Source organism: Rhizobium sp. 268, assembly GCF_036571585.1.
Taxonomy (GTDB): Bacteria; Pseudomonadota; Alphaproteobacteria; order Rhizobiales; family Rhizobiaceae; genus Rhizobium; species Rhizobium redzepovicii.
In genome coordinates this window covers 371,620-396,162 of record NZ_JAPPSO010000004.1, presented here as the reverse complement: position 1 = coordinate 396,162, position 24,543 = coordinate 371,620, and the positions used below count along the sequence as shown (strand labels likewise).

General features: G+C 61.0%; 20 protein-coding genes and 3 pseudogenes. 13 read left to right on the top strand and 10 right to left on the bottom strand.

Annotated elements, in window-relative coordinates; all coding sequences use genetic code 11:
- The first annotated feature begins 420 nt into the window (after nt 1-420).
- Both OS035_RS10655 and OS035_RS10650 read left to right on the top strand, forming a co-directional pair.
- Nucleotides 421-1,912, top strand: a pseudogene (locus tag OS035_RS10655) (right-handed parallel beta-helix repeat-containing protein).
- 331 nt (nt 1,913-2,243) lie between these two features.
- Nucleotides 2,244-3,734: a right-handed parallel beta-helix repeat-containing protein gene (locus OS035_RS10650; protein WP_183779497.1), complete on the top strand. Its 1,491-nt coding sequence runs from the start codon at nt 2,244-2,246 to the stop codon at nt 3,732-3,734.
- Nucleotides 3,735-3,752: 18 nt separating this feature from the next.
- Here the strand turns inward: OS035_RS10650 and OS035_RS10645 are convergent, their stop codons facing one another.
- A complete protein-coding gene (locus tag OS035_RS10645) occupies nt 3,753-4,034 on the bottom strand; it encodes a nodulation protein (protein WP_097625958.1) in 282 nt (93 codons plus the stop codon).
- Nucleotides 4,035-4,196: 162 nt separating this feature from the next.
- The gene (locus tag OS035_RS10640; protein WP_183779495.1) at nt 4,197-4,973 is read right to left on the bottom strand and encodes a dioxygenase family protein; all 777 of its coding nucleotides are present in this window, start codon (nt 4,971-4,973) and stop codon (nt 4,197-4,199) included.
- 438 nt (nt 4,974-5,411) lie between these two features.
- Between OS035_RS10640 and OS035_RS10635 the strand changes: the two genes are divergently transcribed.
- The gene (locus OS035_RS10635; protein WP_183779493.1) at nt 5,412-5,789 is read left to right on the top strand and encodes a nuclear transport factor 2 family protein; all 378 of its coding nucleotides are present in this window, start codon (nt 5,412-5,414) and stop codon (nt 5,787-5,789) included.
- 126 nt (nt 5,790-5,915) lie between these two features.
- A pseudogene (locus OS035_RS10630) lies at nt 5,916-7,498 on the top strand (Na+/H+ antiporter).
- Nucleotides 7,499-7,567: 69 nt separating this feature from the next.
- Here OS035_RS10630 and OS035_RS10625 read toward each other — a convergent pair.
- Nucleotides 7,568-9,469 carry a potassium transporter Kup gene (locus OS035_RS10625; protein WP_331813661.1) on the bottom strand — a complete coding sequence of 634 codons (1,902 nt, stop codon included), beginning with the start codon at nt 9,467-9,469 and terminating at the stop codon, nt 7,568-7,570.
- Between the two features lie 345 nt (nt 9,470-9,814).
- Here OS035_RS10625 and OS035_RS10620 point away from each other — a divergent pair, with 345 nt between their 5' ends.
- Both OS035_RS10620 and OS035_RS10615 read left to right on the top strand, forming a co-directional pair.
- Nucleotides 9,815-10,990 (top strand): MFS transporter, encoded by a 1,176-nt coding sequence (locus OS035_RS10620; protein ID WP_183855191.1) that lies wholly within the window; start codon nt 9,815-9,817, stop codon nt 10,988-10,990.
- 493 nt (nt 10,991-11,483) lie between these two features.
- Entirely contained in the window at nt 11,484-11,906 is a 423-nt protein-coding gene (locus tag OS035_RS10615; RefSeq protein ID WP_097625952.1) for a TIGR02594 family protein, read from the top strand.
- A gap of 75 nt (nt 11,907-11,981) precedes the next feature.
- Here the strand turns inward: OS035_RS10615 and OS035_RS10610 are convergent.
- From OS035_RS10610 to OS035_RS10600, 3 genes and pseudogenes are all read right to left on the bottom strand, one after another.
- Nucleotides 11,982-12,290, bottom strand: a pseudogene (locus tag OS035_RS10610) (SAM-dependent methyltransferase); the annotation flags it as partial.
- A gap of 171 nt (nt 12,291-12,461) precedes the next feature.
- Complete coding sequence (locus OS035_RS10605; RefSeq protein WP_183779488.1) at nt 12,462-13,865, bottom strand: pyridoxal phosphate-dependent decarboxylase family protein; 1,404 nt, start codon at nt 13,863-13,865, stop codon at nt 12,462-12,464.
- A gap of 137 nt (nt 13,866-14,002) precedes the next feature.
- Nucleotides 14,003-14,953, bottom strand: coding sequence for a LysR family transcriptional regulator (locus OS035_RS10600; protein ID WP_331813660.1), 951 nt, complete (start codon nt 14,951-14,953; stop codon nt 14,003-14,005).
- Between the two features lie 96 nt (nt 14,954-15,049).
- Here OS035_RS10600 and OS035_RS10595 point away from each other — a divergent pair, with 96 nt between their 5' ends.
- The 3 genes from OS035_RS10595 to OS035_RS10585 all read left to right on the top strand — a co-directional run bounded on the left by OS035_RS10595 (nt 15,050) and on the right by OS035_RS10585 (nt 17,992).
- Nucleotides 15,050-15,535 carry a YybH family protein gene (locus OS035_RS10595; protein WP_097625949.1) on the top strand — a complete coding sequence of 162 codons (486 nt, stop codon included), beginning with the start codon at nt 15,050-15,052 and terminating at the stop codon, nt 15,533-15,535.
- Between the two features lie 921 nt (nt 15,536-16,456).
- Nucleotides 16,457-16,963, top strand: coding sequence for a GNAT family N-acetyltransferase (locus OS035_RS10590; RefSeq protein ID WP_097625947.1), 507 nt, complete (start codon nt 16,457-16,459; stop codon nt 16,961-16,963).
- 96 nt (nt 16,964-17,059) lie between these two features.
- Complete coding sequence (locus OS035_RS10585; RefSeq protein ID WP_183779484.1) at nt 17,060-17,992, top strand: ornithine cyclodeaminase family protein; 933 nt, start codon at nt 17,060-17,062, stop codon at nt 17,990-17,992.
- Nucleotides 17,993-18,208: 216 nt separating this feature from the next.
- Here OS035_RS10585 and dapB read toward each other — a convergent pair whose 3' ends face one another.
- Together dapB and OS035_RS10575 are read right to left on the bottom strand one after the other, a co-directional pair.
- Nucleotides 18,209-18,979, bottom strand: coding sequence for a 4-hydroxy-tetrahydrodipicolinate reductase (dapB, locus tag OS035_RS10580; protein WP_331813659.1), 771 nt, complete (start codon nt 18,977-18,979; stop codon nt 18,209-18,211).
- A 142-nt stretch (nt 18,980-19,121) separates the two neighbouring features.
- Entirely contained in the window at nt 19,122-19,337 is a 216-nt protein-coding gene (locus OS035_RS10575; RefSeq protein ID WP_097625945.1) for a hypothetical protein, read from the bottom strand.
- 192 nt (nt 19,338-19,529) lie between these two features.
- Between OS035_RS10575 and OS035_RS10570 the strand changes: the two genes are divergently transcribed.
- Both OS035_RS10570 and OS035_RS10565 read left to right on the top strand, forming a co-directional pair.
- Complete coding sequence (locus tag OS035_RS10570; protein WP_183779480.1) at nt 19,530-19,979, top strand: VOC family protein; 450 nt, start codon at nt 19,530-19,532, stop codon at nt 19,977-19,979.
- A 139-nt stretch (nt 19,980-20,118) separates the two neighbouring features.
- Entirely contained in the window at nt 20,119-20,592 is a 474-nt protein-coding gene (locus OS035_RS10565) for a VOC family protein (RefSeq protein WP_097626067.1), read from the top strand.
- 33 nt (nt 20,593-20,625) lie between these two features.
- On the opposite strand, the gene OS035_RS10560 is transcribed toward OS035_RS10565, so the two are convergent.
- A complete protein-coding gene (locus OS035_RS10560; protein ID WP_097625943.1) occupies nt 20,626-21,027 on the bottom strand; it encodes a GFA family protein in 402 nt (133 codons plus the stop codon).
- Between the two features lie 210 nt (nt 21,028-21,237).
- Here OS035_RS10560 and OS035_RS10555 point away from each other — a divergent pair, with 210 nt between their 5' ends.
- Nucleotides 21,238-23,118 (top strand): ABC transporter ATP-binding protein, encoded by a 1,881-nt coding sequence (locus OS035_RS10555; protein WP_097625942.1) that lies wholly within the window; start codon nt 21,238-21,240, stop codon nt 23,116-23,118.
- A gap of 39 nt (nt 23,119-23,157) precedes the next feature.
- Here the strand turns inward: OS035_RS10555 and OS035_RS10550 are convergent, their stop codons facing one another.
- Nucleotides 23,158-23,772: a LysE family transporter gene (locus OS035_RS10550; protein WP_097625941.1), complete on the bottom strand. Its 615-nt coding sequence runs from the start codon at nt 23,770-23,772 to the stop codon at nt 23,158-23,160.
- Between the two features lie 158 nt (nt 23,773-23,930).
- Here OS035_RS10550 and OS035_RS10545 point away from each other — a divergent pair, with 158 nt between their 5' ends.
- Entirely contained in the window at nt 23,931-24,527 is a 597-nt protein-coding gene (locus OS035_RS10545; protein WP_097625940.1) for a demethoxyubiquinone hydroxylase family protein, read from the top strand.
- Nucleotides 24,528-24,543 lie beyond the last annotated feature (16 nt).

The following is a 24,543-nucleotide window of genomic DNA, read 5'->3' as shown; positions in this document are numbered from 1 at the left end:
CCTGCCGACATCTTCTCCCCGCTGGGGAGAAGTGGAATCGTGGGAACGTTTTGCCCTTCTCGAACGCATCCTGTGTAGACACGAAGCCTTCGGCTTGCTCCCCCAGCGGGGAGAAGGTTGCCCGAAGGGTCGGATGAGGGGGCTACACGGCATGCCTTTTATTGCTCTATCGCTCCACATACCGCCGATTCATGCAATTACCCCGCCGGATAATTTTCGGATAAGTTGCATCTTTCCAGTGTGTTAGCAAATCCGCGCCGTTGCCTGTGGAGTAAGGTCCGCAAACCGACCCGCTGCCGCATTGACAACATCTTCTCGCCCTTTTGCCGTGGCGGGTTGCTCCCGCCGCGTTCGGACGGCCGGTTCCGGTCGATTCGAGTGGCGATGTAGCGATCCGACGAACAGGGCAACATTGGCGATATGACAATCTACTATGTGAACTCAGCGACTGGCTCCGACCGCAACGGCGGAACGGGCCAGAACTCGGCTTTTGCGACTTTGTCCAAAGTGGAATCCTTGACGTTGAAACCGGGCGACAGCGTGCTGCTCGCCAAGGGCAGCGTTTTCAACGAGCAATTCGATATCAAATATTCCGGCACCGAGACTGCGCCGATCAAGATCGGCAGTTACGGGACGGGGGCCGCACCCGTCATCCACAGCGGCGGCGATGGCATTCACAGTCTTTATGCCTCGAACATCGTCATCGAAAACCTCAAAATATCGAACACCGGCGGTGCGGCCATCTATGGCGGCGATGTCACCAACTGGACGGTCCGCAATGTCGAGATCGCCAAGAGCGGGATGTCGGAAAACGCAGGCGCCGTCACCTTCAGGAATAGCAAGAACGTCACGGTCGAAGACAGCAAGATATCTGATGTCAAAGGCGACGGTTTCTGGATCGAAAAGGTCAGCGGCGTCAAACTTCTCAACAATTCCGTCACCAGTGCCAGCGGCTCTACGGCCGACGCGATGCAGGTCAACGACAGCAGCAATATTCTGATCAAGGGCAATCATCTCGACCAGACCCATGCCGTCAGTCCGAAGGGGGGGATCGCGCTGGTGCGGGCCTCCGATGCAGTGGTCGCGGACAATGTCCTGACCGGCGGCGGCTTCGGTATCAGCGCGCCTGCGGGCAAGAATGTCGCCATCCACGGCAACGACATATCGGGATATCACGGTTACAGCTGGTCCTTCGCCGTCGGCCTCGGCGATCAGGGCAGCGCACGGGATTACGACATTTCTGACAACCACATTCACGATGGCGCCTGGGGCGTGGCCGTCAGCGGCGCCACCGGCACCAGCTATAGCCTGACGAATATCAAGGTCCACGACAACGTCTTCGACGACCTCACACAGGCGGCGCTGAAGGTCGACAGGCCGGCATCCGGCTCCTTTCTACAACAACACCATCGAGACAGGCGTCAAGGCCACCAGCATATCCCCCGCCATCGTCGACGCGCATACCTTTTCCGTCAGTAACAACCACATGGTCGCAAGTGTCGAGACGGCGCTTGCAAGCACCGAGGCCAAGGTTGCCGCAACGACGGAGGCGGTCTCCGACCCGGCAGTTGTCGCCGTTCACGACAATCTGAAGATCTTCACCGATACGGGCGAAGCCCATCGTGGCAATCTTCTGGAGAACGACAGCTCCGACAACGATACGCTGGTGCTTCGCCGCTTCGGCGACGAAGCCGTCGGCAAGCACGGCCTGACACTGGCTGGAGACTACGGCTCCATCCACGTGGACCGGGAAGGCAACTATGCCTACACGCTCGATGAAACGAAGCTGCCCGACGACCATAGTGGACATGTGAGCGAGTCTTTCAAGTACGGCATCGACGATGGAACCTCCCATCACAGCGACGCGGATACGCTGACCGTCTTCATCCATATGGATGGCTTGCTAAGCTAAGATAGGGGACGGCCTCTCTCCGCCCTCGTCCTGAAGCGTCCCGTAAGGGGCATTGAAGGGCGAGGGCGGCTATTCCCTTACGGTAATTGCGAACGGTCCGTTACCATTTCATTCACCTTTCGGTCGTTATTTTATAGATTATTTTCTCTTAAGTTGTATTGTCGAGGATGCAGCCACCGCCAGGCTTCTCGGGAGCATTGCAGGCCACAGCCTGTCTACCGCCGTCGTGACAATCGAAGATTGTCCTATGGCCTTTCGCCCCGACCGCATCCGATCCACTCATCGCAGCTGATCCCCACACAGCTGCGCGACAATGCGAGCATATGGCGATATGACAGTCTATTATGTGAACTCGGCGACAGGCGCCAACAACAACAGCGGCACGAGCGAGGATGCGCCTTTTGCATCCTTCTGGGCGGTGGAAAATTTGAAGCTGCAGCCCGGCGATAGCGTGCTGCTCGCCGCGGGAAGCGTTTACAACGACCAACTCGACCTGAAATATTCCGGCACCGCCAGCGCCCCGATCACCATCGGCAGCTACGGGATCGGCGATGCGCCGGTCATCCATAGTCCCGGCGACGGCATTCACAGCCTTTATGCGTCGAACATCGTCATCGAGAACATCAAGATCTCGGATACCGGCGGTGCAGCTATTTATGGCGGCTATGTCTCGAACTGGACCGTGCGCAATGTCGAGGTCGATCACACCGGCTTGGCGGGCAAGTCCGGTTCCGTCACCTTCCGAACAGGCTCGAATATCACCATCGAAAACAGCACGATCAACGACGTGAACGGCGACGGCGTGTGGATCGAGAAGATCAATGGCGTCAATCTTCTCAACAACACCGTTACCAATGCCCACGGCACCACGGCAGATGCCGTGCAGATGAACGACAGCAGCAACATCCTGATCAGCGGCAACTATCTCGACCAGACGGGCGCCATTAGCCCGAAGGGCGTGCTGGCGCTCGTCCGGCCTGTCAATGCCGTGATCGAGGACAACACGCTGGTTGGCGGCGGCTTCGGGGTGGCCGCTCAGGCGGGCACGAATATCGCCATCCACGACAACGACATATCGGGGTATGGCGGCTACAGCTGGTCCTACGCCGTCGGCCTCGGCGACCAGGGCGACACCAGAGACTATGATATCTCAGGCAATTACATCCATGACGGCGTATGGGGCGTGGTGGTCAGTTCCGCCGGCACCACCAGTTACGTTCGCGAAGATATCGATGTCCACAGCAACATTTTCGACGACCTGTCGCAGGCGGCGCTGAAGGTCGACAGGCCCGCATCCGGAGCGTTCCACGACAATCTCATCGCCAGCGATGTTACGCCCTACAGCATATCGCCGGCCATCATCGCCGCGAACACCTTTCCCGTCAGCAACAACACGACGCTCGACGAGGCCGACGCCCTGTTTGTGAGCCTTGATAGCCACGCTGCCGGCGATGCAGCGCATGCGGACACGGTTCCGATAATCGTCGCAGCCCATGACAGTTTGAAGATCTCGGCCGACACGGATGTTGCCCATCATGGGAATCTCCTCGAAAACGACAGTTCGGCCAATGGGATCCTGCTGCTTCGCCGCTTCGACGGCGAAGTCGTCGGCAAGAACGGTCTGACGCTGACCGGCCAATACGGCAGCATCCATGTCGACGATCATGGCGACTACAGCTACACGCTCGACGCGGCGAAGCTTGCCGGGCTTACCGGAGATGTGAGCGAGACGTTCTATTATAAGATTTCGGATGGGGCAGCGCATCATTACGATACGGATACGCTGAGCATCTCCATCGATGTGGACGGCGTGCTGACCTGACAAGGGATGCCGGCAAACTCATCGGCCGCCGAGCAGGATCCTGGTGACGTCGATTTCGATTTCCGCGCAGATGATCTCGTATTCGGTGACGATCGCCGGGTCGGCCGACATATCCTTGCGCATGCGATCAAGAACGGCGCAGGCCTCGCCATAGGCTCCGCAGAGTTCGTAAAGATGCGGTTGGCTCGCCGCGGCGGCCCTGATTGTTGCCCGCGTCGCGGGCAGCCTCATCATCAGCCTGGCCAGTCCCTGTTCGGCAATTTGCCGGGGGATGTGCGCTACGCCTTCTTTCCTGACCATGCCGTCAACCCTCGCTGCCTGTATTCCGCTGTCGAGAGTTAGTACGCGGGAATGCAGCATCTGGTTTCATGCCGGATGCAAGATCGTCCTTTAAAACCCCGATGGTGGAGGAAGTCCGGCAAGGCCAGCCGTTGGCGATCGGCGGCTTTCTCTGCTATCCGCTTACGAAGAGAGGCCGATCGCGATGGTGGCGGAAAGCACGCCGCCGTCGAGCTTCTCGAGGTCGAACATGTGATCGGCGGCGTCTTCCGGGATGATGCCGTCAGCTTCATTGCGGGTATCGCGGGCAGGGCGTCCGAGATAGTCCGGATGCTCGCCATAGATGATGTCGCTCAGCGTATCGTCGAAATAGATCTGGCTGACGAGAAGCTCCTTGCCCTCGACGAGGATGCGGCAGTGCACATGCGGCGTGCGGCCCTTGTACCATCCTGGATAGGCCGTCAGGAAGCTTGCCTGCCCCTCTGCATCCGTCAGCTGGCGTCCGCGAAAAGCGAGGCCGCTGATTGCCTCGGCGTCGCCGAGCGTACACATGTCGGCGGCCTCGCGGCCGGAATAGATGCCACGACGATCGGTATGCCAGATTTCGATATCGGCATTTTCGATCGGCCGGCAATCGGCTGCATGGACGATGCGAAGGGCCAGCCGCAACGGTAGTCCTGCCTTTCCTTCCGAGACGTCCTGACGGGCCGGAATATTGTTGACATGGCAGGGGCCAAGGGTCTGGGCTGATGTCACGATGCAATTCGGGCGGCTGCGGAAGAGCGGCGCAGGCAGCTTTTCCAGTGCGACCGATTTTGTGCCGCCGCTCAGGAAGTCTGTTCCCTTCCAGTCGAATGCCCTGGCGGCAACAATGATATGCCGCCGTGGCCAGATCGCCGCCGCGGCCACGGTCGAAGCGACAGTAGTCGCACCTCCAAGCACCAGGGTCCGCCTCTTCATCTGTCTTCCTCTGCCTCAAGACGCATGTAAGGGAGCGGGCCGGAAACTCCAATTAAATCTTGGCAATGATCGACGGCAGCGAAATCTTCGGCATCCAGGGAGCGCCGGGCTCGACGGTGACATATGGCGGCTCAGCTCTCGCCCCTGTAAGGGACAGAGATGCGCTCACCAACTCTATCCCTGCGGACGCCCTCCCGGGCCAGGTCTCTCAGGTCTCGTTCGTGCAACCCGCAAACAGGTTTGAGGCTGAGACAAGTCGAAGTCGCGTCATGTATCGTCGCCATGGCCATACTGGGCGCAAATTCCCGCGATGAAATTAGACGGCGTAACCTAAAGACGCGGCGGTTCAATATCAGCATCATCACGTGGGCCGGCCGGGTCATTGAGGCATAGTCGCCGTCGAAATCCCGATCATTAAAGCGAAGATGGGAGACTGTGATGGATGATCGAACAGTGCGGACGGCGCTGGAGCGTCATTGGGAGGCTTCGGACGCCAGCGATTTCGACGTCGAACATGAAATCTACGCCGAGGACGCCGTGCTTTACTACCCGCAATCGGGCGAGCGGATCCGCGGCCGGCAGAATATCCAGGAGAGCCGGTTCGTCCAGCCGAACAGGAAGCGTTTTACGGTGCGGCGAATGATCGGCGGCGGTGACCTCTGGGTCACTGAATTCATATTGACCTACGACGACGTGCCATCTTACGCGGTGAGCATCATGGAATTCCGCGAAGGCCTGGTGGCCAACGAAACGCAATATTTCGCCGATCGGTTTGAACCTGCACCCTCGCGTGCGCATCTCGTTGATCGCAGGTGAAATCTTGTCACGATAATGCACTACCAAGCAGAGCCAGGTTGAATTGCTGCAAAATTTCTTGAATCGATTTTGGTTTCAATTATGCAGCAGGCATTCGACATTCGTTTCCGAGCCGGGGCAGGGCGCATGGAACCAACCCACTTATTCGAGCTTGTTATCGCGATGTTTCTCGCGATTATCGCGCTGCATTATGCCGCCCACAGGCTCGGACTGCCTCCGTCCGTCGCGCTGCTGACCGGTGGCGCCTTGCTGGCATTTGTGCCGGGACTGCCGGCGATTTCGGTCGATCCCGAGTTGGTGCTGGTCATCTTCCTGCCGCCGCTGTTGATGGACGGCGCCTGGTCGATCGCGCTGTCGCGGCTGCGGCGGCATATGATCGGCATCGCTTCGCTTGCCGTCGGCGCGGTATTCTTCACCTGCGTCGTCGTGGCCGTTGTCGCCCACCTTATCTTTCCGTCACTTCCCTGGGGCGCCTGCGCGGCACTGGGTGCTATCGTTGCGCCGCCGGATGCGGTTTCGGCGCGCGCCGTGCTGGAGCGCGTACGACTGCCACGGCGGCTTCAGATTCTGCTGGAAGGCGAGAGCCTGCTCAACGATGCGAGCGGCCTGGTGCTCTTCCGTTTTGCCGTTGCCGCCGCCGCAACAGGTGCTTTCAGCGCGGGGGAGGCCGCCGGCAGTTTCTTCGTGCTGGCGCTGGGCGGCGCCGTCGTCGGCATCGCGGTCGGATTGGCCTGGGTCAAACTCATCCGCCATCTCGGCGATGATTATCTCATCATCGCGGCCACCGTGCTGCTCGGCTGGATTTCCTATCTGTTGGGCGAACTGCTGCATGTCTCCGGCGTCATCGCCACCGTCAGCACGGGCCTGATCGCTTCCTGGCATCAGCACACGGTCTTTTCAGCGGCGACGCGCATGCGCGGCACGTCGTTCTGGACGGTGATGATCTTCCTGATGGAAGCGGCGGTCTTCACATTGATCGGGCTGTCGCTGCGGGATGTCGTCGAACGCGGCGGCGGTTTGACCACCGTAATCGCGACCATGGGGCTGCCGATGCTGGCAATCCTCGTGACGCTCGTGGTCGCGCGTTTTGCCTGGGTCTTCGCCTCCGATCTCGTCATCCGCGCCTGCGCGGCTCTGGGGTTCACACGCGCCCGGCCGCTCGGAGCCGGCGGTGCGACCGTCCTGAGCTGGGCAGGCGTGCGCGGCGTGGTCACGCTCGCCCTGGCGCTTAGCCTGCCAGAGGGGTTCCCGGGCCGCGACTTCATCCTCGCCACGTCCTTTGCCGTTATTCTCGGAACCGTGCTCGTGCAGGGCACGACATTGGGGCGGGTGATTGCCTGGGCGCGGCTGCCGCCGGAGACGGAAAGAGCGCGTCTCTCCATGAGCCAGGCTGAGGCCGCCATGGCACAGGTGCAGTTCGGGATCGTGCAAAACCTGGCCTATGACGCAGAGGGAAAGCTCATCCACCCGCAATTGCTGGAACGCTACCAGCGCAGGGCAACGGCGATCGTCGAAATTATGCCGAGAGAACCGAGCACTACGTGCCGTTGCTGCACGCTCACTTCGACGTCGTTCTCGAAGCGGTCGCGACCGGGCGCCGGGAACTCATTCGTCTCCACCGCGCCGGCGACATCGATGACGAGACGTTGGACGAGCTGGAACGCGATCTCGATCTCGAGGAACTGAGCGCGATCTCGGCCAAGGCCTGACGTTCAATGTCCTACGCCGCGGAGTTCGCGACGCGGGCCAACTCTCCCAACTCTCTTCGCTGCCGTGCTCTAAATCGCAATCTGTTCGCCGAGCTCGACGACGCGGTTTGACGGCAGGTTGAAGTAATCGGAGGGATCGATCGCCAAACCTTCCAATGCCATGAATATGCGCTCCTGCCAGCCGGGCAGGCCGGTGTTCGGCGTCCTCACAAGGTTCCGGCGACCGAGATAGAAAGAGGTCTTCATGATCTCGAACTTGAAACCTCCCTCCCGGCAGAGCGCCAGCGCCCTGGTGACATCAGGATCGTCCATGAAGCCGAAGGTGAGGTCAAGGCGCACGAAGCGCGGCGAGAGTTGGCTGATCTTGATGCGCCTGTTGTCGGGGACATAAGGTTCGTCTTCGGTCCAGACGGTCAGGATGACGTTCTGCTGGTGGAGCACGTGGTTGTGCTTGAGATTGTGGAGCAGAACGTTCGGCGTGCGGTCCGGGACGCTGGTCAGGAAGACTGCCGTTCCCGGAACGGTGACCGGCGAATGGTCCGACTTTCGCTCGATCGACCTGATGAAGGAGTCGAGCGGGATTTCATTGTTGGCGCGCAGTCTCTTCAGATAGGCCTGCCCGCGCGTCCATGTCCACATCAGGATCATGATCGCCAGCGCAAGGGCGACCGGAACCCAGCCGCCATCATAGATCTTCAGGAGGTTGGCCGCCAGGAACAGGACTTCGATGATGAAGAGCGGCAGCAGCAGGGCAGCGGCGAGCACGAGGGGGTAGCCCCAGACGGCGCGAAGGAACTGGAAGACCAGCATGGTCGAAATCACCATAGTTCCGGTCACCGAGATGCCGTAAGCCGTCGCCAGCGACTCGGAGTCGCCGAAGGAAAAGATCAGCATCAGGACACCGACCAGGAGGAGAAGATTGACGCTCGGCACGTAGATCTGGCCGGTGTTGGTCTCCGACGTGAACTTGATCCGCAGCCGCGGCAGGAAGCCGAGGTGAACCGCCGAACGGGCCAGCGAAAACGCACCGGTGATGACGGCCTGGCTGGCGATGATCGTCGCCATCGTCGCCAGCAGCACCACCGGCAGCAAGGCCCAATCGGGATACATCAGAAAGAATGGATTGGCAGCCGTTTCGGGACGGGCGAGAACGAGCGCGCCTTGTCCGAGGTAGTTGAGGAGCAATGCCGGAAAGACGAGCACGAACCATGCCGTCTGGATCGGGCGGCGTCCGAAATGCCCGAGATCGGCATAGAGCGCTTCGCAGCCGGTGACGGTCAGAAAGACGGCGCCGAGCACGATGAGGCCGACAGTGCCGGCATGGGTAAGGAACAGGAATGCATTGACCGGATTGAGCGCCTCCAGAATCGCCCAATCGTCACCGATATGGATCAGACCGCCCGCCGCCATCGCCAGAAACCACAGCACCGTAATCGGCCCGAAAAACATCGAGACGGCAGCGGTTCCCCTCGACTGGACGCCAAACAGAACGATCATGATCGCAGCCGACGCAAGCGGGACATAGTCGGCAAAGGCCGGGGTGACCAGCTTCAGGCCTTCCAGCGCCGACATGACCGACAGAGCTGGCGTGATCATTGCATCGCCGATGAAGAGAGCCGCTCCGATCAGGCCGGCGAAAAAGAGCACGGGGACGTTCCGTCCCATCTTCTTCATCAGGAGGGCGAGAAGCGAAAGCGTGCCCCCTTCGCCGTCATTGTCCGCCCTGAGAAGGAAGAGCACATATTTGAAGGTCACAATGATCGTCAGCGTCCAGACCATCAGCGAAATGAGCCCGATGACCTCGGCCTCATGCACGCCATCGGCGGCAAAGGGCCTCAGCGCCTCACGAAGGGCATAGAGCGGGCTGGTGCCGATATCGCCATAGACGACGCCGATCGCGCCGACGACCAATCCGACAAAGCCCTTATGGCCGGCACCTTCACCCGTATTGTCTGCACGTGTTGATGTCATGGTTCCCCGCTCATGCCACTTGGCCATGCACACAAACATATGCCGCATTGCAGAACGGCAAGTAAATTGATGCGGATGCGAATTTTTTGTGAGGGCAGAAGGCTGGGCTGAGGAGGCCAGCATCCACTTGTGGCGTCACAAGCAGTGGCTTGACGGCTGCTTCCGGCGAGCCGCCAACCACTCTTGAAACGAGCGGGGGCGTCAGCATGCTGACAGGAACTGTCAGCAACGGTGGGAGATAAGCGAAAACCGCGGATTTTGGGGCCAGTCGCCATTTCGTCGGAATGTCCGGCTATCGCGGATGCTTGGGCTTCAACCCCGCCCCAATCGGAGCAAGTCCCCGAGATGAAGCCGCATCATCGCATTTTCTTCATTCAATTTGCAGTGGCCCTTTCCGTCGGTGCGTTTCTTTCGCGGCTGCCCGACCTTCAGCGCAAGTTCGGCCTTGCCGAGGGCGAACTCGGCCTTTTGCTCGCTGTCTTGTCCTCAGGGGTTCTGTGCGGACTGACGTTCGCGGTGAGGTTCATCGAGAGGCTCGGTGCACGCAAAACCGCCTTCGTCACCGTCTTCGGCGCGTCGCTGTTTTTGGCGCTGATCCCCTGGATGCCTTCGGCTCCGTCGGCGGTGCCTTTATTCTTCATTGCCGGCATTTTCACCGGAGCATTCGAGATCAACGCCAATATCGAAACCGATCGCCATGAGGCGCTGCTTGAGTATCGCATCATGAACCGGGCTCACGGCATGTGGAGCCTCGGCTTCTGCCTCACCGCCCTTGTTGCCGCCGGCATGCGGCAGGCTGCCGTGTCCATCGAACTGCATACCTTCCTCACCCTCGTCATTGTCTTGATTGCTGGATCGATCGTTTTCTCCGGGATCGAGAATGCGCCCAAGCGGCGCGATGCACACCCCGGACATGCGCCGCTTATCGCCTTTCCCACCGTCGGACTGCTGCCACTCTGCCTCGTCGGCGCAGCTCCGCTTCTTGCCGAAGGCGCAAGCGTCGATTGGTCGGCGATCTATATGCGGGACGTGTTTGCCGTCGAACCCTTCGTCGGCGGGCTCGGCGTGACCATCTTCTCCTTGCTGATCGCCATCGGGCGGCTCGGCATGGACCCGGTCGTCGACCGCTTCAATCCCCGCCCGGTCGCCATAACCCTCCTTGGGATCACGGTCATCGGTGTTGTGACGGTTGCGACGGCGACGCATCCTGTTGTCGCGCTTGCGGGCTTCGGCCTGACGGGGATCGGCTGCTCATCGGTCTATCCGCTTGCCATCTCGGCTGCGGCCCGGCGCAGGGATCGACCTGCACTGGTCAGCGTTGCAGCACTCGGGCAGACGACGTTTCTCGTGTTTTTCGCGGGGCCACCGCTGCTCGGTTTCGTTGCCGAACAGCTCGGCATCCGCTTTTCGTACTGGACAGTCGTCCCTGTTCTCGTCGCGGCACTTCTGGTCACCAGGGCGCTTGCCGCGGATCCTGCTCCGGTCACCGACCGGCCTGAACCGGTGCAACCTCACGGTTGACTCGCCGCGGTGGCCATCCGCTATCCGGCAGCGTCTATATCCGCAACCGACAGGGTGGTGCACGACCACCTTTAGCCCCTGAATGGGCGCGGGCGCAATGTATTTCCCATCGAAATTAAGTATTACTGTGACTATCTTAAATATAGCTCGTACAGGTGATGGCCGCGGTCGCTCACTGCTGTCAACTTTTTGGTGAATCAACTTGTTGCTCAATCACTTGCGCGTGAAGTTCATCCAACCCGGAAGGAGCTGGGTTCGGATGGTGAAACTCTCCTCTTTCGGCCCGACAAACATGCGGTTTGCGGAGTTTGTTGGTCGGGGTCAGCCCCTGCCTGCAGCGGTTTCGTGCCTTTCTCCGGCTTAATTTCCGCCGCCAAAATGCCAGTATTAGTTGTTTCTAAATCACGCCATAATTGGCTTCTACGTTGCCGCGCCTGTTTTATTCTTCGCCACATTTCTGAATTTCAGCGTTATACAAACATGGTGGGTAACTATGAAGGTTATTCTCGTCATCGTCCTCACGGTGCTTGCCGTGCCCTGTGAGGCGGACATGCTGGGCACGGCAGTCAAGTACAAGAGCATGCACGAACGCTCCATCTCCTTCCTCAGCATCAATCCCCGCAGGGTATCGTGGTGCGGGGCGTTCCTGGCCTTTGTCGCCAAGCGGTCTTCGCGACAACCGCCGCCCAACCCCAATATGGCGGTGTCCTGGAGGAAGTTCGGCAAGCCGGTGTTCTTCCGCGCCGCCAGGCGAGGGGATGTCGTCGTGATCCGCACGGGCAGGCGCTTTCATGTGAGCCTTTTCGATCACATCGACCAGCGCCGGCAGTACGTCTACCTGTTCGGCGGCAATCAATCCAACCGGGTGCAATTGTCCAGGTATCGCGCCAGCTCGGTCGTGGCGGTGCGACGATGATGCCGGCTTGGCCTCTGCTGCGAAGCTGATTTCGCCGCCATCCCTTGAGAGTGCCTTCCTTCGATCGCGGCGCGTTTAAAGTTTGCGCGCCCTTATATGCAGGAAGATCGGCGCGATGCGGGTGTCGGCGACGACAGGCTCGGCTGCCAGCTCCGGAGACGCTGCCGGCTCGCCGAAGGCCTCTATAGTCAGTCCCGCGCCGACGATCATCGAAACCCAGGTCGACAGCGTCCGGTGAAAGCGCGGGATGGCAAAGGGCGTTAGCATCGCCCGCTCCGTTTGGGGTATGGAGGAAAAGATCCAGCGCTCGATCCGGCTGTCGCTCTCGTCGAAATAGTCGGCGATCTCTACCGCGACCCGCTCGCCGGCCTCGTTGCGGATATTGCCTCCAGCCACGGCGCGTCCCCGCCGTGATTGAATCGATACTGCAACGGAAAAGAGTCTTCGCGGCCAAGGACTTGGGCGCACTGGATTCCTGTAACGGGCACAGGAATGAGGGAATGCGGGGTGGGCGTCCGCGCCCTCGTAGAACGCATATGTGCCGCAACGGAAGTATCACCCCCGACCGACGCTCCTGAACGCGGCAATGATGCTCTCCGCCGCCAGTTCCGCCTGATCCGATGTCGTCTGGAAATTGGTGACGGAGAGACGCAACACGTCGCGGCCGTGCCATTTGGCGCCGCCGGCAAAGATCAGGCCATCCGCCTGGATCTTTTCGATCGTCTTTCGGGTCATGGTGTCACCTTCTTCGTCCGGACTGTCGGCCGCGAAGCGGATGATGAGCTGGTTCAGCGTGACCTCGTTCAGAATGGCGATGCCGGGCTCGCGCCCAAGCAATTCGGCGGCCAGCCGCGCCGAGGCGCAGCACTGGTCGATGAGGGCGGCCACACCGTCGCGCCCGAGATGTTTCAGCATCGCCCAGGTGGCAAAGCCGCGCGCCCTCCTTGATAGCTCGGGCACGTAATGGGAAGGATCGCGTTCACCTTCGCCGGCGAGCGGCAGATAGCTTGCGGCAATCGTCATGGCGCGGCGATGAGCAATTTCATTGCGGATGATCGCATAGCCGCAATCATAGGGTGTCTGCAGCCATTTGTGACCGTCGGTCGCCCAGCTATCGGCGGATTCGATGCCGCGGCTGAGATGGCTGGTCTTCTCCGACGCTTGCGCCCAGAGGCCGAAGGCGCCGTCGATGTGCACCCAGGCGCCTTTCGCTTTCAGCGGCGGGATGATCGCGGCGAAGTCGTCGAAAGCGCCGGTATTGATCTGTCCCGCCTGGAGAATGGCGATGACGGGACCGGAGACCCTCTCGAGCGAGCGCGCCAGCGCGGCCGGGTCTATCCGTCCCACCGGATCGGTGCGCACGCGCAGCACGCGATCATGGCCGAGGCCCAGGAATTGCAGCGCAGAGAACACCGTCGTGTGAGCGTCGTCGCCGATCAGTACGGTGATTTCGGGCGCGCCGAACAGGCCGCGAGCATCGCCATCCCAGCCGACTTGGCGCAGCACCTCGCCCCGCGCCGCGGCAAGGCAGGTGAAGTTCGCCACCGTCGCGCCCGTAACGAAACCGACCGAGCTTTCAGCCGGCAGCTTCAGAAGATCGAGAAGCCATCTGGCAGCAACGGTCTCGATGGCGGCAGCGGCCGGGGCGGCGGTATGGTTTCCGGCATTCTGGCCCCAGGCGCTGGTGAGGAAATCGGCTGCGACGCCGACGGGATGGGAACCGCCGATGACCCAGCCGAAGAAGCGTGGTCCGGTGGTTGCATGCAGCCCGGGTTCGGCGCCATCTGCGAGCTGCGTGATGACATCAAGCATTTGCGAACCGACCGTCGGCAGTGGCTCACTGAAGGCGGCAAGCGAGGTGGCATAGTCGTGAGCGGGCATATGGCGGGCGGGTATCGCCTGCCGAAACCCGGCCGCAAGCCGGGCAGCTTCCTGAAACAGAGATGCAATTGCCGACATGCAGATCCCCCTGCCGCCGACGTCCCCTGGATGCCCTCGACGCAAGCTGTCGGCGCATGCAGTCTAGCCGATCTTGCCGACGCTGTCTTGGCAGCGAAATATAAGATCGATCTTGGGCGTCGCGGAATTTTGCAGCCTTACGGCGCCGCCGGCAGCGTTAGCTCGATAACGCCCAGCAGCGAGGCGACGCCGGCATCCATTAAGGCGACCTTGGGGAGAACGGCATTGATGTGAAATCGCGTGAGTTCCAGCGGCGCGTTGACGCTTTCCAGGTCGAAGCGCGCCGCATGCATGGCGGCAAACCGTCTCGGCAACGCGCAGAGAAAATCGGTCTCGGCGAGGATGGCAAGGGCGAATGTGAAGTTCGGCACGGTCAGCGCGACGCGCCGCGCGCAGCCGTGCTTGGCTAGGGCCTCGTCGACGAAACCATGGGGATCGCCGCTGAGCGAGACGACCAGATGCTGCATCTCGCAGTATCTGACCAGGGTCGGTTGGCCGGCGAAGGTATGGCCGGTCCGCATTGCCACGACGAAATCCTCTTCATAAAGCCGGCTGACGTGGAAGCGCTGCGGAATGTGCTCGGTGGGAATGACCGCGATGTCGGTCAGCCGGTCGTCGAGATCGGCGAATGCGTCGCGCCACGCACGCTCCGGCGAGGTTTCGTTGGGCGCCGGCAGCAGTTGGCGGATGCCGATATCGATGCCGGGTGCGGTGCGGTGAAGCTTGTCGAGGAGCGGCGCCAGCAGCACGGCCGAAACACCGTCCGGTGCGGCGATCGTGAAGCGGCGGGTGGAGTTTGCGGGATCGAAGGGTTCGACGGCTGAAAGCATCTTTCGCACGTGGGCGAGAACATCGGCGATCGGTGCCGCCAGTTCCGTGGCGCGCGCCGTCGGCACGACGCCCTTGGGCGTTCGCAGGAACAGTGGATCGTTCAGCAGTCGCCGCAGCCGGCCCAGCCCGTGGCTGACGGCAGAAGAGGTTAGGTTCAGCCGCTCGGCGGCGCGGCCGACATGACGCTCCTCCAGCACGGCCTCGAAGAGCACGAGCAGATTGAGATCGCTGCGGGAGAGATCAACTGGATTCAGCATATCGCTGAAATCATATCATTGGATTCAGTGCCGCTGAAGTGGGATTTGCACTGTAGCGGGCGCAAACGGCATCCGCATAGCCGAAGGAGCAAGGTCATGTCATTCCCATCCAGTTCGATGCCGGCCGAGAGTTCCATCGCCGAAGGGGCCTGTGCGGAGCTCATCTGCCGCACGGCAGAGGCGAATGCGGCGCTGATGCGCGGCGATATCGATGCATACCGCGCCTTGAATCCGCACGCGGCCGATTACACGCTGATGTCGCCATTCGGCGGGCGGCCGACGCATGAGGCAGAGTTGACGCAGGAGCGCTGGCAGGCGATCGGCCGTTTCTTCGCGAACGGCACCTTCGAACAGGAGGTCGTGCAGGCCTATGCATCAGCCGACATGATTGTCCTCGCCATTATCGAACGATGCCGGGTGGAGGTCGGCGGTCTGCCGATGCAGGACTGGCCGTTGCGCGTCACCCTGGTTTATCGCCGCGAGGACGAAGAATGGCGGTTGGCGCACCGCCATGCCGATCCCCTCGCCAAGGGTATCAGTCTGGAACAGGCAGGTGTTTTGGCGCGCGCTGAGGCATTGTGATGCCAGCCGACACGCATCTTTGACGAACTGCACCCCGCGAATTCCGGAAGCGAGATGGGAGGATTGAGCGGCAGCCGACGTTGACATGCGCGTCTCGCCTTTACCGGGATGGCCAAGATAAATCGAGCAGTGCGGGAGATGTTGTCTGGGAATCGCCAATAACTATCTTATTCTGCGTGGTCCATTTCTGAATTTTACTGGTTTCATCTAAAATCTATTGCCTTTTTTCAAGTATCATTCAATGATGCGGAAATATCATTCGCGCCGCTGTCAAGGTCGCTCTGCCAATCAGCGAGGGATATGCACTGAAGTATTTCGTTCTCTATACGCTGATTTGCATGGTGGTCGGGATGGTTCTTCTCGTCATTGTCCGTCAGACTGCACCCTTCAAGCTGGACAAGCCGAGCGATCAAAGGACCGAGTGGTCAGCTGATGGATCGGCGGCGGGGTCCACCGATCAGCCGGATAATCTTGTTGTGCGGTCGACGCGCGAACCGGCGACCGAGCGACCGGCCGTCCGGCCGTCCAATCAATGGGACCTCCGGCCAACGAACCAGCCGACGGACGGCGATCCGTCGGGCGTCCGGAAGGGCGGCCGGGTGGGAACCCCGGCGCAGTAATTGCAGCCGGAGCCCTGCCTCGTCCTTCGAGGCCTCTCAGAATAAGGCTGTCTGGGGCGCGGTTCTTCCGACGCCCTCGGAGCCTCGAAGGACAGGCTCCAGCATTGACCCCTGCATTCTTCCGCCGCCCGCGCACCCGCCTTGTCTTCGAGGCCCCTTGCGGGCCTTCTCGGGCTGAGGCTTTTCCAGGCTTTGGCGCTAGGCGGGTGCAATGGGGGCCGGATTTGAGTCATCGTCTCCGCTTGCGTCGGCTGGAGCACACTGTCATGACGACAGCCGAGATATCTCGGGAGGTCTCAGAATGGATGCAAGCGGCGTAACGATCAGGCATATCCAGGCAGGCGAAGTGGAGGCCTTCCGGCGCATTCGTCTGGAAGCGCTTCGCACCGAACCCGCCTCCTTTGCCAGCCGCTATGAAGACTGGGCAGCTCTTTCCCTCGATGAGTGGCGCAACCGCCTGAGCGAGCCGGTCTTCATCGCGTTTCAGGATGGTGAGCCCGTCGGCATAATGGGCCTGATCCGCCAGCGGTCGAGCAAGATGGCCCATCGTGCGACGATCATCATGGTCTACATCGGAAGGAGCCTGCGCGGCACCGGTCTTGCCGAGAGGCTTCTCGATGTCGTTGTCGATCATGCGCGCCAAATCGGCATCCGGCAGCTGGAACTCTTCGTCAGCGCGGAGAACGCGGCGGCGATCCGGTTCTATCATCGACAGGGCTTCTCCGAGGTCGGCAGGATCCCTGCCGGGGTTCTGGAAGAGGGCAGGGAGATCGACGACGTCATCATGGCTCGCCGTCTGGTCGATTAGGCCTCACGCGAAATTTCAGCGCATTTGCCTTACCGGATCTATTGACCTCAAGCACGGTTGGGGTCGCAGGATGCCGGCAGAGGCTGGGGGTTTGCCGTGACGAAAATTCTGAAAGACGAGGATCTGGCCGGCAATACGTTGATGCGTGTTGCCATCGATGCGCTCGAGACCGCTTTTCTTGCGAGAGCCGACAATCGGCTGGTCTCTCCGCCCCGACATCATGTGTCCTTTCCCGATCGAGGCGATCTCGTCTTCACCGTCGGCGGCATGCTTGGCGACAAACCACTTGCGGGTTTTCGCGTGTACGAAACATTCGACGGGGCAGAGCATTCGCAGATCGTCGCGGTATGGTCGGCCGACGATGCCAGGCTCAAGGGCATTGTTCTCGGTGAGCGCCTCGGCAACCTCAGGACCGGTGCCATTGGAGGTCTCGCCGTCCGCCACCTCAGCGCGCCCGGCGCCAGGATCGTCGGGATCATCGGCAGCGGAGCGCAAGCGCGAACCCAGCTTGCCGCAGCCGCCGCCGTTCGAAAACTGGATCGCGCCCGCGTCTATAGCCGCGACGAGAAAAATCGCACCGCCTTCGCAAGCGAGATGCAGCACGCCCTCGGGCTGGAGGTGGAGCCTGTCGAAAGCGTCACTGAGGCCGTTGAGGACGCCGATATTGTCATCTGCGCGACGACGAGCCAAAAGCCTGTCATCCATGCGCGTGATCTGAAGCCCGGCGTGCACGTCAACACTGTCGGTCCGAAAACGCTTCATGGATACGAACTCGGTCTTGATATCGCGGATGCCGCTGCCGTGATCGCGACGGATTCCCCCGAACAAAGCCGGGCTTACGCTTCGCCCTTTTTCCTCGCCGGCTCCGGCAACGAAGATCGCATGGCCGACCTTGCCAACATCATTGCCGGGACAGCTGCCGGGCGGGGATCGTCCGGGGAGACGACGCTGTTTTGCTCGGTCGGCCTTGCGGGAACTGAAGTCGTCGTCGCTTCGGCAATCCTCGATAGGCTAGTGGCATCGGCGTAGGGTTTGATTCAGGGGATGTCTTCAAGTCTTTGGTTTTCATGCATATTTCCGTTGAGGTCCATCAGCTGCCGGAGCGCCCGCCTTGTCCGTCGAGGCCCCTACGGGGCACTTCAGGATGAGGCTCTCTTGGAGGCCGGGCACAACCAGGGACGCGCTTAGAATTTGATTCAACGACGCGCTTCAAGCCTCTGGTCAACCCTGTCTCTTCGCCCTTTCTCAGGCCGGATTGAGGACATCCTGCATGCTGTATTCGCCGGGCGCGCGTCCCGCGACCCAGCGGGCGGCGGCAAGTGCGCCGCGGGCAAACATGCCGCGGTCGAGCGCCGAATGCGAAAGTGTCACGACTTCCTCGGCGGCGGCAAACAGAACGCTGTGTTCTCCGACAAGCCCGCCGGCGCGCAGGACGGCGAAGCCGATTTCGCCGGGCGGCCGTTCGCCGGTGATGCCGTCGCGGCCGCGCCGCTCGACGGAGGCGAGGGAGACGCCGCGGCCCTCGGCGGCGGCTTCACCGAGCATCAGCGCCGTGCCGGACGGCGCGTCGATCTTCCTGTTATGGTGGGCTTCGAGGATTTCGATATCCCAGCCCTGCGCGGGAAGGGCGCGGGCGGCCTGGGCAACGAGGCCGAGCAGCATGTTCAGGCCGATGGAGAAATTGCCGGAGCGCAGAATGGGAATCGTCCGGGCGGCCTCCATGATCCGCTTGAGTTCGTCCGGTTCGAAACCCGTCGCCCCGATCACCAGGGCCGGTCCGCCGGCCGAGGCGCACAAGCCGGCAAGTTCGGCAGCGGCACGTCCCGTGGTAAAATCCAGGATCACGTCGGCGGTCGCGATCGCGTCCGAACGGTCGATCAGCCCTTCCCCGATCGAGCCGGGGCGACCGATGCCGCCAATGACTGCAAAAGCCGGATCGGCCGCCAGCAGCGGCAGGACGGCGCGACCCATTCGACCGTTCGCGCCGGCGACCGCTATTTTAATTGGTGAGGTCACAGTTTTTCCTTGCTGCGGTATTCCGATGGAGGGCTGTCGTCATCCGGCGTTCGCGCCGGAGAAGGGGATTTGCACCTACCGCACTTCCGCTCCCGGCGCAAAGTGGGGATCTCCTCCGGCCGTCCCCGTGAACGGCGGGTCCTTACCAGTTGCCGGGGTCGGCGGTGTGATCGATGCTGGCGAATTCATCCGCCTTTTCTCGATCCAGCTTCACCTCCATAGTCAGGCTCGTCTCGTCGGTGACGGCGTAGCAGTCAGGGAGCGGTCCTTTTGAAAGTTCCTGATACAGGAGCAGGGCGGCCTCTTCGGCGGTATCGGCCTCGATCTCCCGAGTGAGGGCAACGGTGAATTTATGCATGGTCAGCCTTTCGATCGGCGCGCAGGCGATGCGCAGCTTACGCAGTCTGACACGAGTTTTGTGGCAAGGACACAAAAAGCGTGTCGTTTAGAATTTGATTCAGGCGATGGTTTCAGGTTCTTGTTTTTATGGACGTCGCGGCCATGGCACCGCCGCGCAGTTTTGGGAGAACTCAGCCGAGAAGGATAGATCATGCGCCTGAATCAGGTGACCGTTACGATGCCTGACCTCGATCTGGGCTGGAGCTTCTACAGCGTCCTCGGTCTGAGGCCCGTCGTTGATGGCCGTCCACGGTATTCACGCTTCCTCTGCCCGGACGGGGACAGCACCTTCTCGCTGCATCAGGGCGAAAGTGGCGGTGGCGGAACCACAGTCTATTTCGAGTGTGAGAGCCTGGACGAGACGGTCAGCCGCCTTAGCGAGGCCGGCCTGCAATTCGTGAGCGGACCCGAGGACAAGAGTTGGCTGTGGCGCGAGGCGGAGCTGCTCGACCCTGGCGGTAACCGCATCATCCTTTATTTCGCCGGATCCAACCGCGTCGACCCGCCTTGGCGGGTGGGTCAAGGTGGCCCGTCCGAAACTCGTCCGTCGGAACCACCGCGATCTTCCTTAGTGCAAAGCCCCCGAATCGAACCTGAATGATGGCATGGCGACCCGAGGGTTCGGCGATTTAGGAGCGCTCAGCTGTCGCCGAGGAAATAAGCTGCAAGGGCTGGAGAAACACGGTTTGCTTCTTATTTCACCGAGGGAATTCGAAACGAAACGCGAAAGGACCCGCGCAATGGCAAAGAACACGATCTGCGTATGGTACGACAAAGACGCCGAGACGGCGGCCCGCTTTTATGCGGCGACGTTTCCCGACAGTGCCGTCGGCGCCGTCATTCGGGCACCGGGAGATTATCCGGATGGCAAGCAGGGGGATGTATTGGTCGTTGAATTCACCGTCGCGGGTATTGCCTGCATCGGCCTGAACGGGGGTCCCACGTTTAAACACAGCGAGGCTTTCTCGTTCCAGATCGCAACCGACGATCAGGAAGAAACCGATCGCTACTGGAACGCCATCGTCGGCAATGGCGGCCAGGAAAGTGAGTGCGGCTGGTGCAAGGATAAATGGGGTGTCTCCTGGCAGATCACGCCGCGTGTCCTTTCCGAAGCGCTGGCGGCAGGCGGTGGTCAGGCAAAACGTGCTTTTGACGCGATGATGACGATGAGGAAAATCGATGTCGCCGCGATCGAGGCGGCCCGGCGCGGTTGAGGCGCCTGCGCGAAATCAATAGATGCCCCGCTGTCAGAACCAGAGGTCGCGCACGCAGCGCCCTTTGGATGGAAGATCTTCGAACGTGTCCAGGCCGTCGAAATGATCGATGGGCAGATCGGCGACGAGATCCGGCGGCGCAAGCCGCATGTTGACTGCCATGCGCCGGCGGCCATCCTTTTGAAGCCGCAGGCCGCGCCAGCTCAAGACGCAGGCGCAGGATGGGCAGAACAAGATTTCGAGAGACGACGTCTCCCGGCCCGAGCGGGTATAGGAGGCGGTTTCTCCGCTGAGAGCGATACGCTCTCCTTCGTAATCATAGGCCCAGAGGGTGCCGTAACGGCGGCAGAGGGTGCAGTTGCAGGCGGTGATCGAGCCGGGATCGCCTTCGAGCGTCCAGCTTGCCTTGCCGCAATGACATGAGCCCGTCAGCATGAGTGTTCCATCCAGCTGTTTCTTCCGGGCATCCTGCCCCAATCGCGAGACGATCACAATTGGGCTTTCAAGCGCCTCGCTTCCCTCCGCTCGCGAGCCCGTTCGGTTAATTTATGAAATTTCTAGTTGAGATGGCGGCCGAAAGATGATCCCATGCGACTTGGCGTAGCCGAGTCCACGCTTCCTCCCAATTTTTGATCCGAGCGATCCATGTCGATTTCCGATGCGATCTACCGTCCCTTTGAAACCTGGATCCGGCCGCTCGACATTCCGTACCGACCGCTTCCTTCTAACGGGCCTGTGGCCGTCCTTCTGCACTTCATTTCGATGTTTCGAGGCGTTCTCATCGCTTTGGCGTTTTCCTCGATGGCAATCGAAGCAATCAACCTCACGATCGTCTGGGGACTTGCGGTCATTGTCGACGGTGTGACCCAAAAGGGCGCGCCTGCTTTCCTGAACAGTGAATGGCCGCTGCTTGCCTTCCTCGGCTTCCTGATTTTTCCAGCCATGCCAATCGCCTCGTTTCTTCTCAACACTTTCAATTCGCATACGCTCGGTGTCGGTATGCCTGCCGCAATCCAGTGGCAGGGTCACAAGGCGGTGGAGCGGCAGGATCTCGCTTTCTTTCACGATGTTTTTGCCGGGCAGGTCTCCTCGCGCCTGTCACAAGTGGCGTCTTCCGTCCAGCAGCAGATCGTTGTCGCCTTCCAGGCCATTCCGCGCTTCCTGTTGCAGATGGTCGGCTCGGTGCTCTTGCTGGTGAGTTTGTCTTGGCAGCTTGCCCTGCCGGTCGTCATCTGGATCGCGCTCAATGTAGCGCTCGCCACCAGGATGGCGCCGGTCTTTACTGAGCGTTCGCGGCGCACCGCCAAGCAGCGCAGCCTTGTCGCCGGTGCTATTACCGATCTCTACACCAACATGCAGATGATCAAGCAGTTTGCGGCTGAAGACAGCGAAGCGGGTGCTATCCGACGAATCATCCAGAAATCCGTGCAGACGCAGCACAGGGAGCAACGCATCTACCGCACGTCGGAATTGATCGTCGTGGCGCTCAACATGATGCTGTGGCTCGCCATGCTTTCTATCGGCTTTTCCGGGCTCATCAACGGCTTTCTCACGGTTGGCGAGTTCGTGGGCGCGGTCTATATCCTGCACCGGCTGTCCGGGCACACCTTTACTTTCTTGCAGATGGGACAGCAGATTTTCCAGGCGATCGGCACGATCAAGGACGCTATGCCGGTCATGACGACGCCGCCGACCATCACCGACCGGCCGGATGCGTCGAGTCTCACGGTCAGCCGCGGGGAGATCCGCTTCGAAAAAGTCCACTTCGCCTACAAGTCGGGCAAGCCGGTCATCGATGCGTTGTCGCTGACGGTGCGGCCCGGCGAGAAGGTGGGCCTGGTCGGTCTCTCCGGAGCCGGCAAGACCACGCTCGCAAATCTGCTCCTGCGCTTCTACGACATCGGCGACGGCGCGATCCTGATCGACGGGCAGGATATTCGAGCGGTCACGCAGTCGAGCCTTCGCCGCGCCATCGGGGTCATCGCGCAGGACGTCGCATTGCTGCACCGGTCGGTCGGCGACAATATCCGCTACGGCCGGCCGGAGGCGACGCGGGACGAGATCGAAGAGGTGGCGAAGATGGCAAGCGCCGATGCCTTCATTGCCGATCTTGCCGACGGCGAGGGCCGCAAGGGTTATGACGCCTTCGTCGGGGATCGCGGCATCAAACTTTCCGGCGGCCAGCGGCAGCGTGTTGCTATCGCCCGCGTTCTGCTGAAGGACGCGCCGATCCTGGTGCTGGATGAAGCGACCTCGGCGCTCGACAGCGAATTCGAAGCCGCCATCCAGGAAAGGCTAAACCTCGTCATGGAGGGGAAAACAGTGATTGCCATCGCCCACCGCCTGTCCACAATCGCCAGAATGGACAGGATCGTCGTGCTCGATCACGGGCGGATCGTGGAGGAGGGCAGACCGGAGGAACTGGTCGAACGCGATGGCCTGTTTGCCCGTCTGTGGAAACGCCAGACCGGCGGCTTCATTCCTGAAGACATTCATGAAGCATTGCCGGCTTCGCCTGCGACCTGACGAGCGACTGGCCATCTCTAAGGCTAAATTGGGATGCCGTCAGCGAACCAAGAGCAGGCGGTCGCCGATCAAGCTCAGGGCGACGCCCATCACGCGCTCCATGCCGGCCTTGAAGCGCAGGAAGCCGGCGGAAACGCGCGGGTTCGAGAAGAAAAAGGCCAGGCCGCAATACCAGAGAGCCGAAAGAAGGAAGCAGGTCAGGGCGATGAAGCAATAGAGCCAAACGGGCGCATGTGCGGGAATGACAAGCGCAAAGATGCTGCCGAAGAAAGCCACCGATTTCGGATTGGTCATGCTGACGACGTAAGCGCGGCGCATGGCGGAGCACCATGCGGCTTCGCTCGGTCCCGTCGGCTTCAAGGGCTTGGACGCGTTGCGGATCATCTTCAGCCCCAGCCAGATCAGATACAATGCGCCGGCCACCTGCAACATCATATGCAGCCATTCGAAATGGGTCAGGAGAAACCCGAGCCCGGCCATCGCCATGACGGCCCAGGTCAGGGATGCGACCGCAATTCCGAGACCCGCAAAGAGCCCGGCAGCGCGGGATACCGACATGCTTGTTTTGGTGACGATGATGAAATTCGGTCCGGGGCTGACGAGGGAGGCGATGTAGACGCTGACGAGCAATGCGAGCGAATTGATATGGTCCATCCGGCTTTCCTACGTTGCTGGCCGGAGTGCCTATGCGAGGCCGGTGGTTATTGAAAGGGCCCATCACTCAAGGGCTGACGGGCCCGCCCGCGGCGCCTCTTGACGATCACGGCGGCAATCCTGCCTACTGCCGGCAAGGGAACCGGGGCAGAGTGGTTATGATCAATCCGTCGAGCAACGCGGGAATGCGCGACCCCGATGTCACCGTCCGTCGCATTCTCAAGGTCAACCATGCGGGCGAGTTCGGCGCCATCAGGATCTATGGCGCCCAAATCCTGATGGCCCGGCGGCTGTTTCCCGGCATCGTGCCGGCGCTCGAAGAAATGCGCGAGGACGAGATCGAGCATTGCCGGCTGTTTCGCGAGGCCATGCCTGCAAGGCGCGCCAGGCCGTGTCGCGTCATGGCCTTCTGGAGCCTCGGTGGTTCCGTGCTCGGCATCCTGACGGCGCTTGGCGGGCGCAACATGATCTGGATTTGCACAGAGGCGGTGGAAAGCACGGTCCATCGCCATCTCGAAGACCAGCTGGCCTTCCTCGCCCAGCGTGATCCCGAACTTCACGCCCTCATCGCGTCGATCCAGGAACAGGAGCTGGCGCATCTCAGGAAAGCCGAAGACAGCCAGAAGAGACGGGGCCTGCGCCACGCCTTGCTCCTGCCCGTCATCGGTGCCCTGACCGACCTGATGATCTGGCTCTCCACCTGGGGAGACTCGAGCTGGATGCGGGCCGAAATGACGCGTGCGGGGAGGGGGTAGGCTTTGATGGGTCAGT

Bases quoted from the DNA above. Each gene is read 5' to 3' on its own strand.
- OS035_RS10650 (WP_183779497.1), top strand. From the start codon at position 2,244: ATGACAGTCTATTATGTGAACTCGGCGACAGGCGCCAACAACAACAGC.
- OS035_RS10645 (WP_097625958.1), bottom strand. From the start codon at position 4,034: ATGGTCAGGAAAGAAGGCGTAGCGCACATCCCCCGGCAAATTGCCGAA.
- OS035_RS10640 (WP_183779495.1), bottom strand. From the start codon at position 4,973: ATGAAGAGGCGGACCCTGGTGCTTGGAGGTGCGACTACTGTCGCTTCG.
- OS035_RS10635 (WP_183779493.1), top strand. From the start codon at position 5,412: ATGGATGATCGAACAGTGCGGACGGCGCTGGAGCGTCATTGGGAGGCT.
- OS035_RS10625 (WP_331813661.1), bottom strand. From the start codon at position 9,469: ATGACATCAACACGTGCAGACAATACGGGTGAAGGTGCCGGCCATAAG.
- OS035_RS10620 (WP_183855191.1), top strand. From the start codon at position 9,815: ATGAAGCCGCATCATCGCATTTTCTTCATTCAATTTGCAGTGGCCCTT.
- OS035_RS10615 (WP_097625952.1), top strand. From the start codon at position 11,484: ATGAAGGTTATTCTCGTCATCGTCCTCACGGTGCTTGCCGTGCCCTGT.
- OS035_RS10605 (WP_183779488.1), bottom strand. From the start codon at position 13,865: ATGTCGGCAATTGCATCTCTGTTTCAGGAAGCTGCCCGGCTTGCGGCC.
- OS035_RS10600 (WP_331813660.1), bottom strand. From the start codon at position 14,953: ATGCTGAATCCAGTTGATCTCTCCCGCAGCGATCTCAATCTGCTCGTG.
- OS035_RS10595 (WP_097625949.1), top strand. From the start codon at position 15,050: ATGTCATTCCCATCCAGTTCGATGCCGGCCGAGAGTTCCATCGCCGAA.
- OS035_RS10590 (WP_097625947.1), top strand. From the start codon at position 16,457: ATGGATGCAAGCGGCGTAACGATCAGGCATATCCAGGCAGGCGAAGTG.
- OS035_RS10575 (WP_097625945.1), bottom strand. From the start codon at position 19,337: ATGCATAAATTCACCGTTGCCCTCACTCGGGAGATCGAGGCCGATACC.
- OS035_RS10570 (WP_183779480.1), top strand. From the start codon at position 19,530: ATGCGCCTGAATCAGGTGACCGTTACGATGCCTGACCTCGATCTGGGC.
- OS035_RS10565 (WP_097626067.1), top strand. From the start codon at position 20,119: ATGGCAAAGAACACGATCTGCGTATGGTACGACAAAGACGCCGAGACG.
- OS035_RS10560 (WP_097625943.1), bottom strand. From the start codon at position 21,027: ATGCTGACGGGCTCATGTCATTGCGGCAAGGCAAGCTGGACGCTCGAA.
- OS035_RS10555 (WP_097625942.1), top strand. From the start codon at position 21,238: ATGTCGATTTCCGATGCGATCTACCGTCCCTTTGAAACCTGGATCCGG.
- OS035_RS10550 (WP_097625941.1), bottom strand. From the start codon at position 23,772: ATGGACCATATCAATTCGCTCGCATTGCTCGTCAGCGTCTACATCGCC.
- OS035_RS10545 (WP_097625940.1), top strand. From the start codon at position 23,931: ATGATCAATCCGTCGAGCAACGCGGGAATGCGCGACCCCGATGTCACC.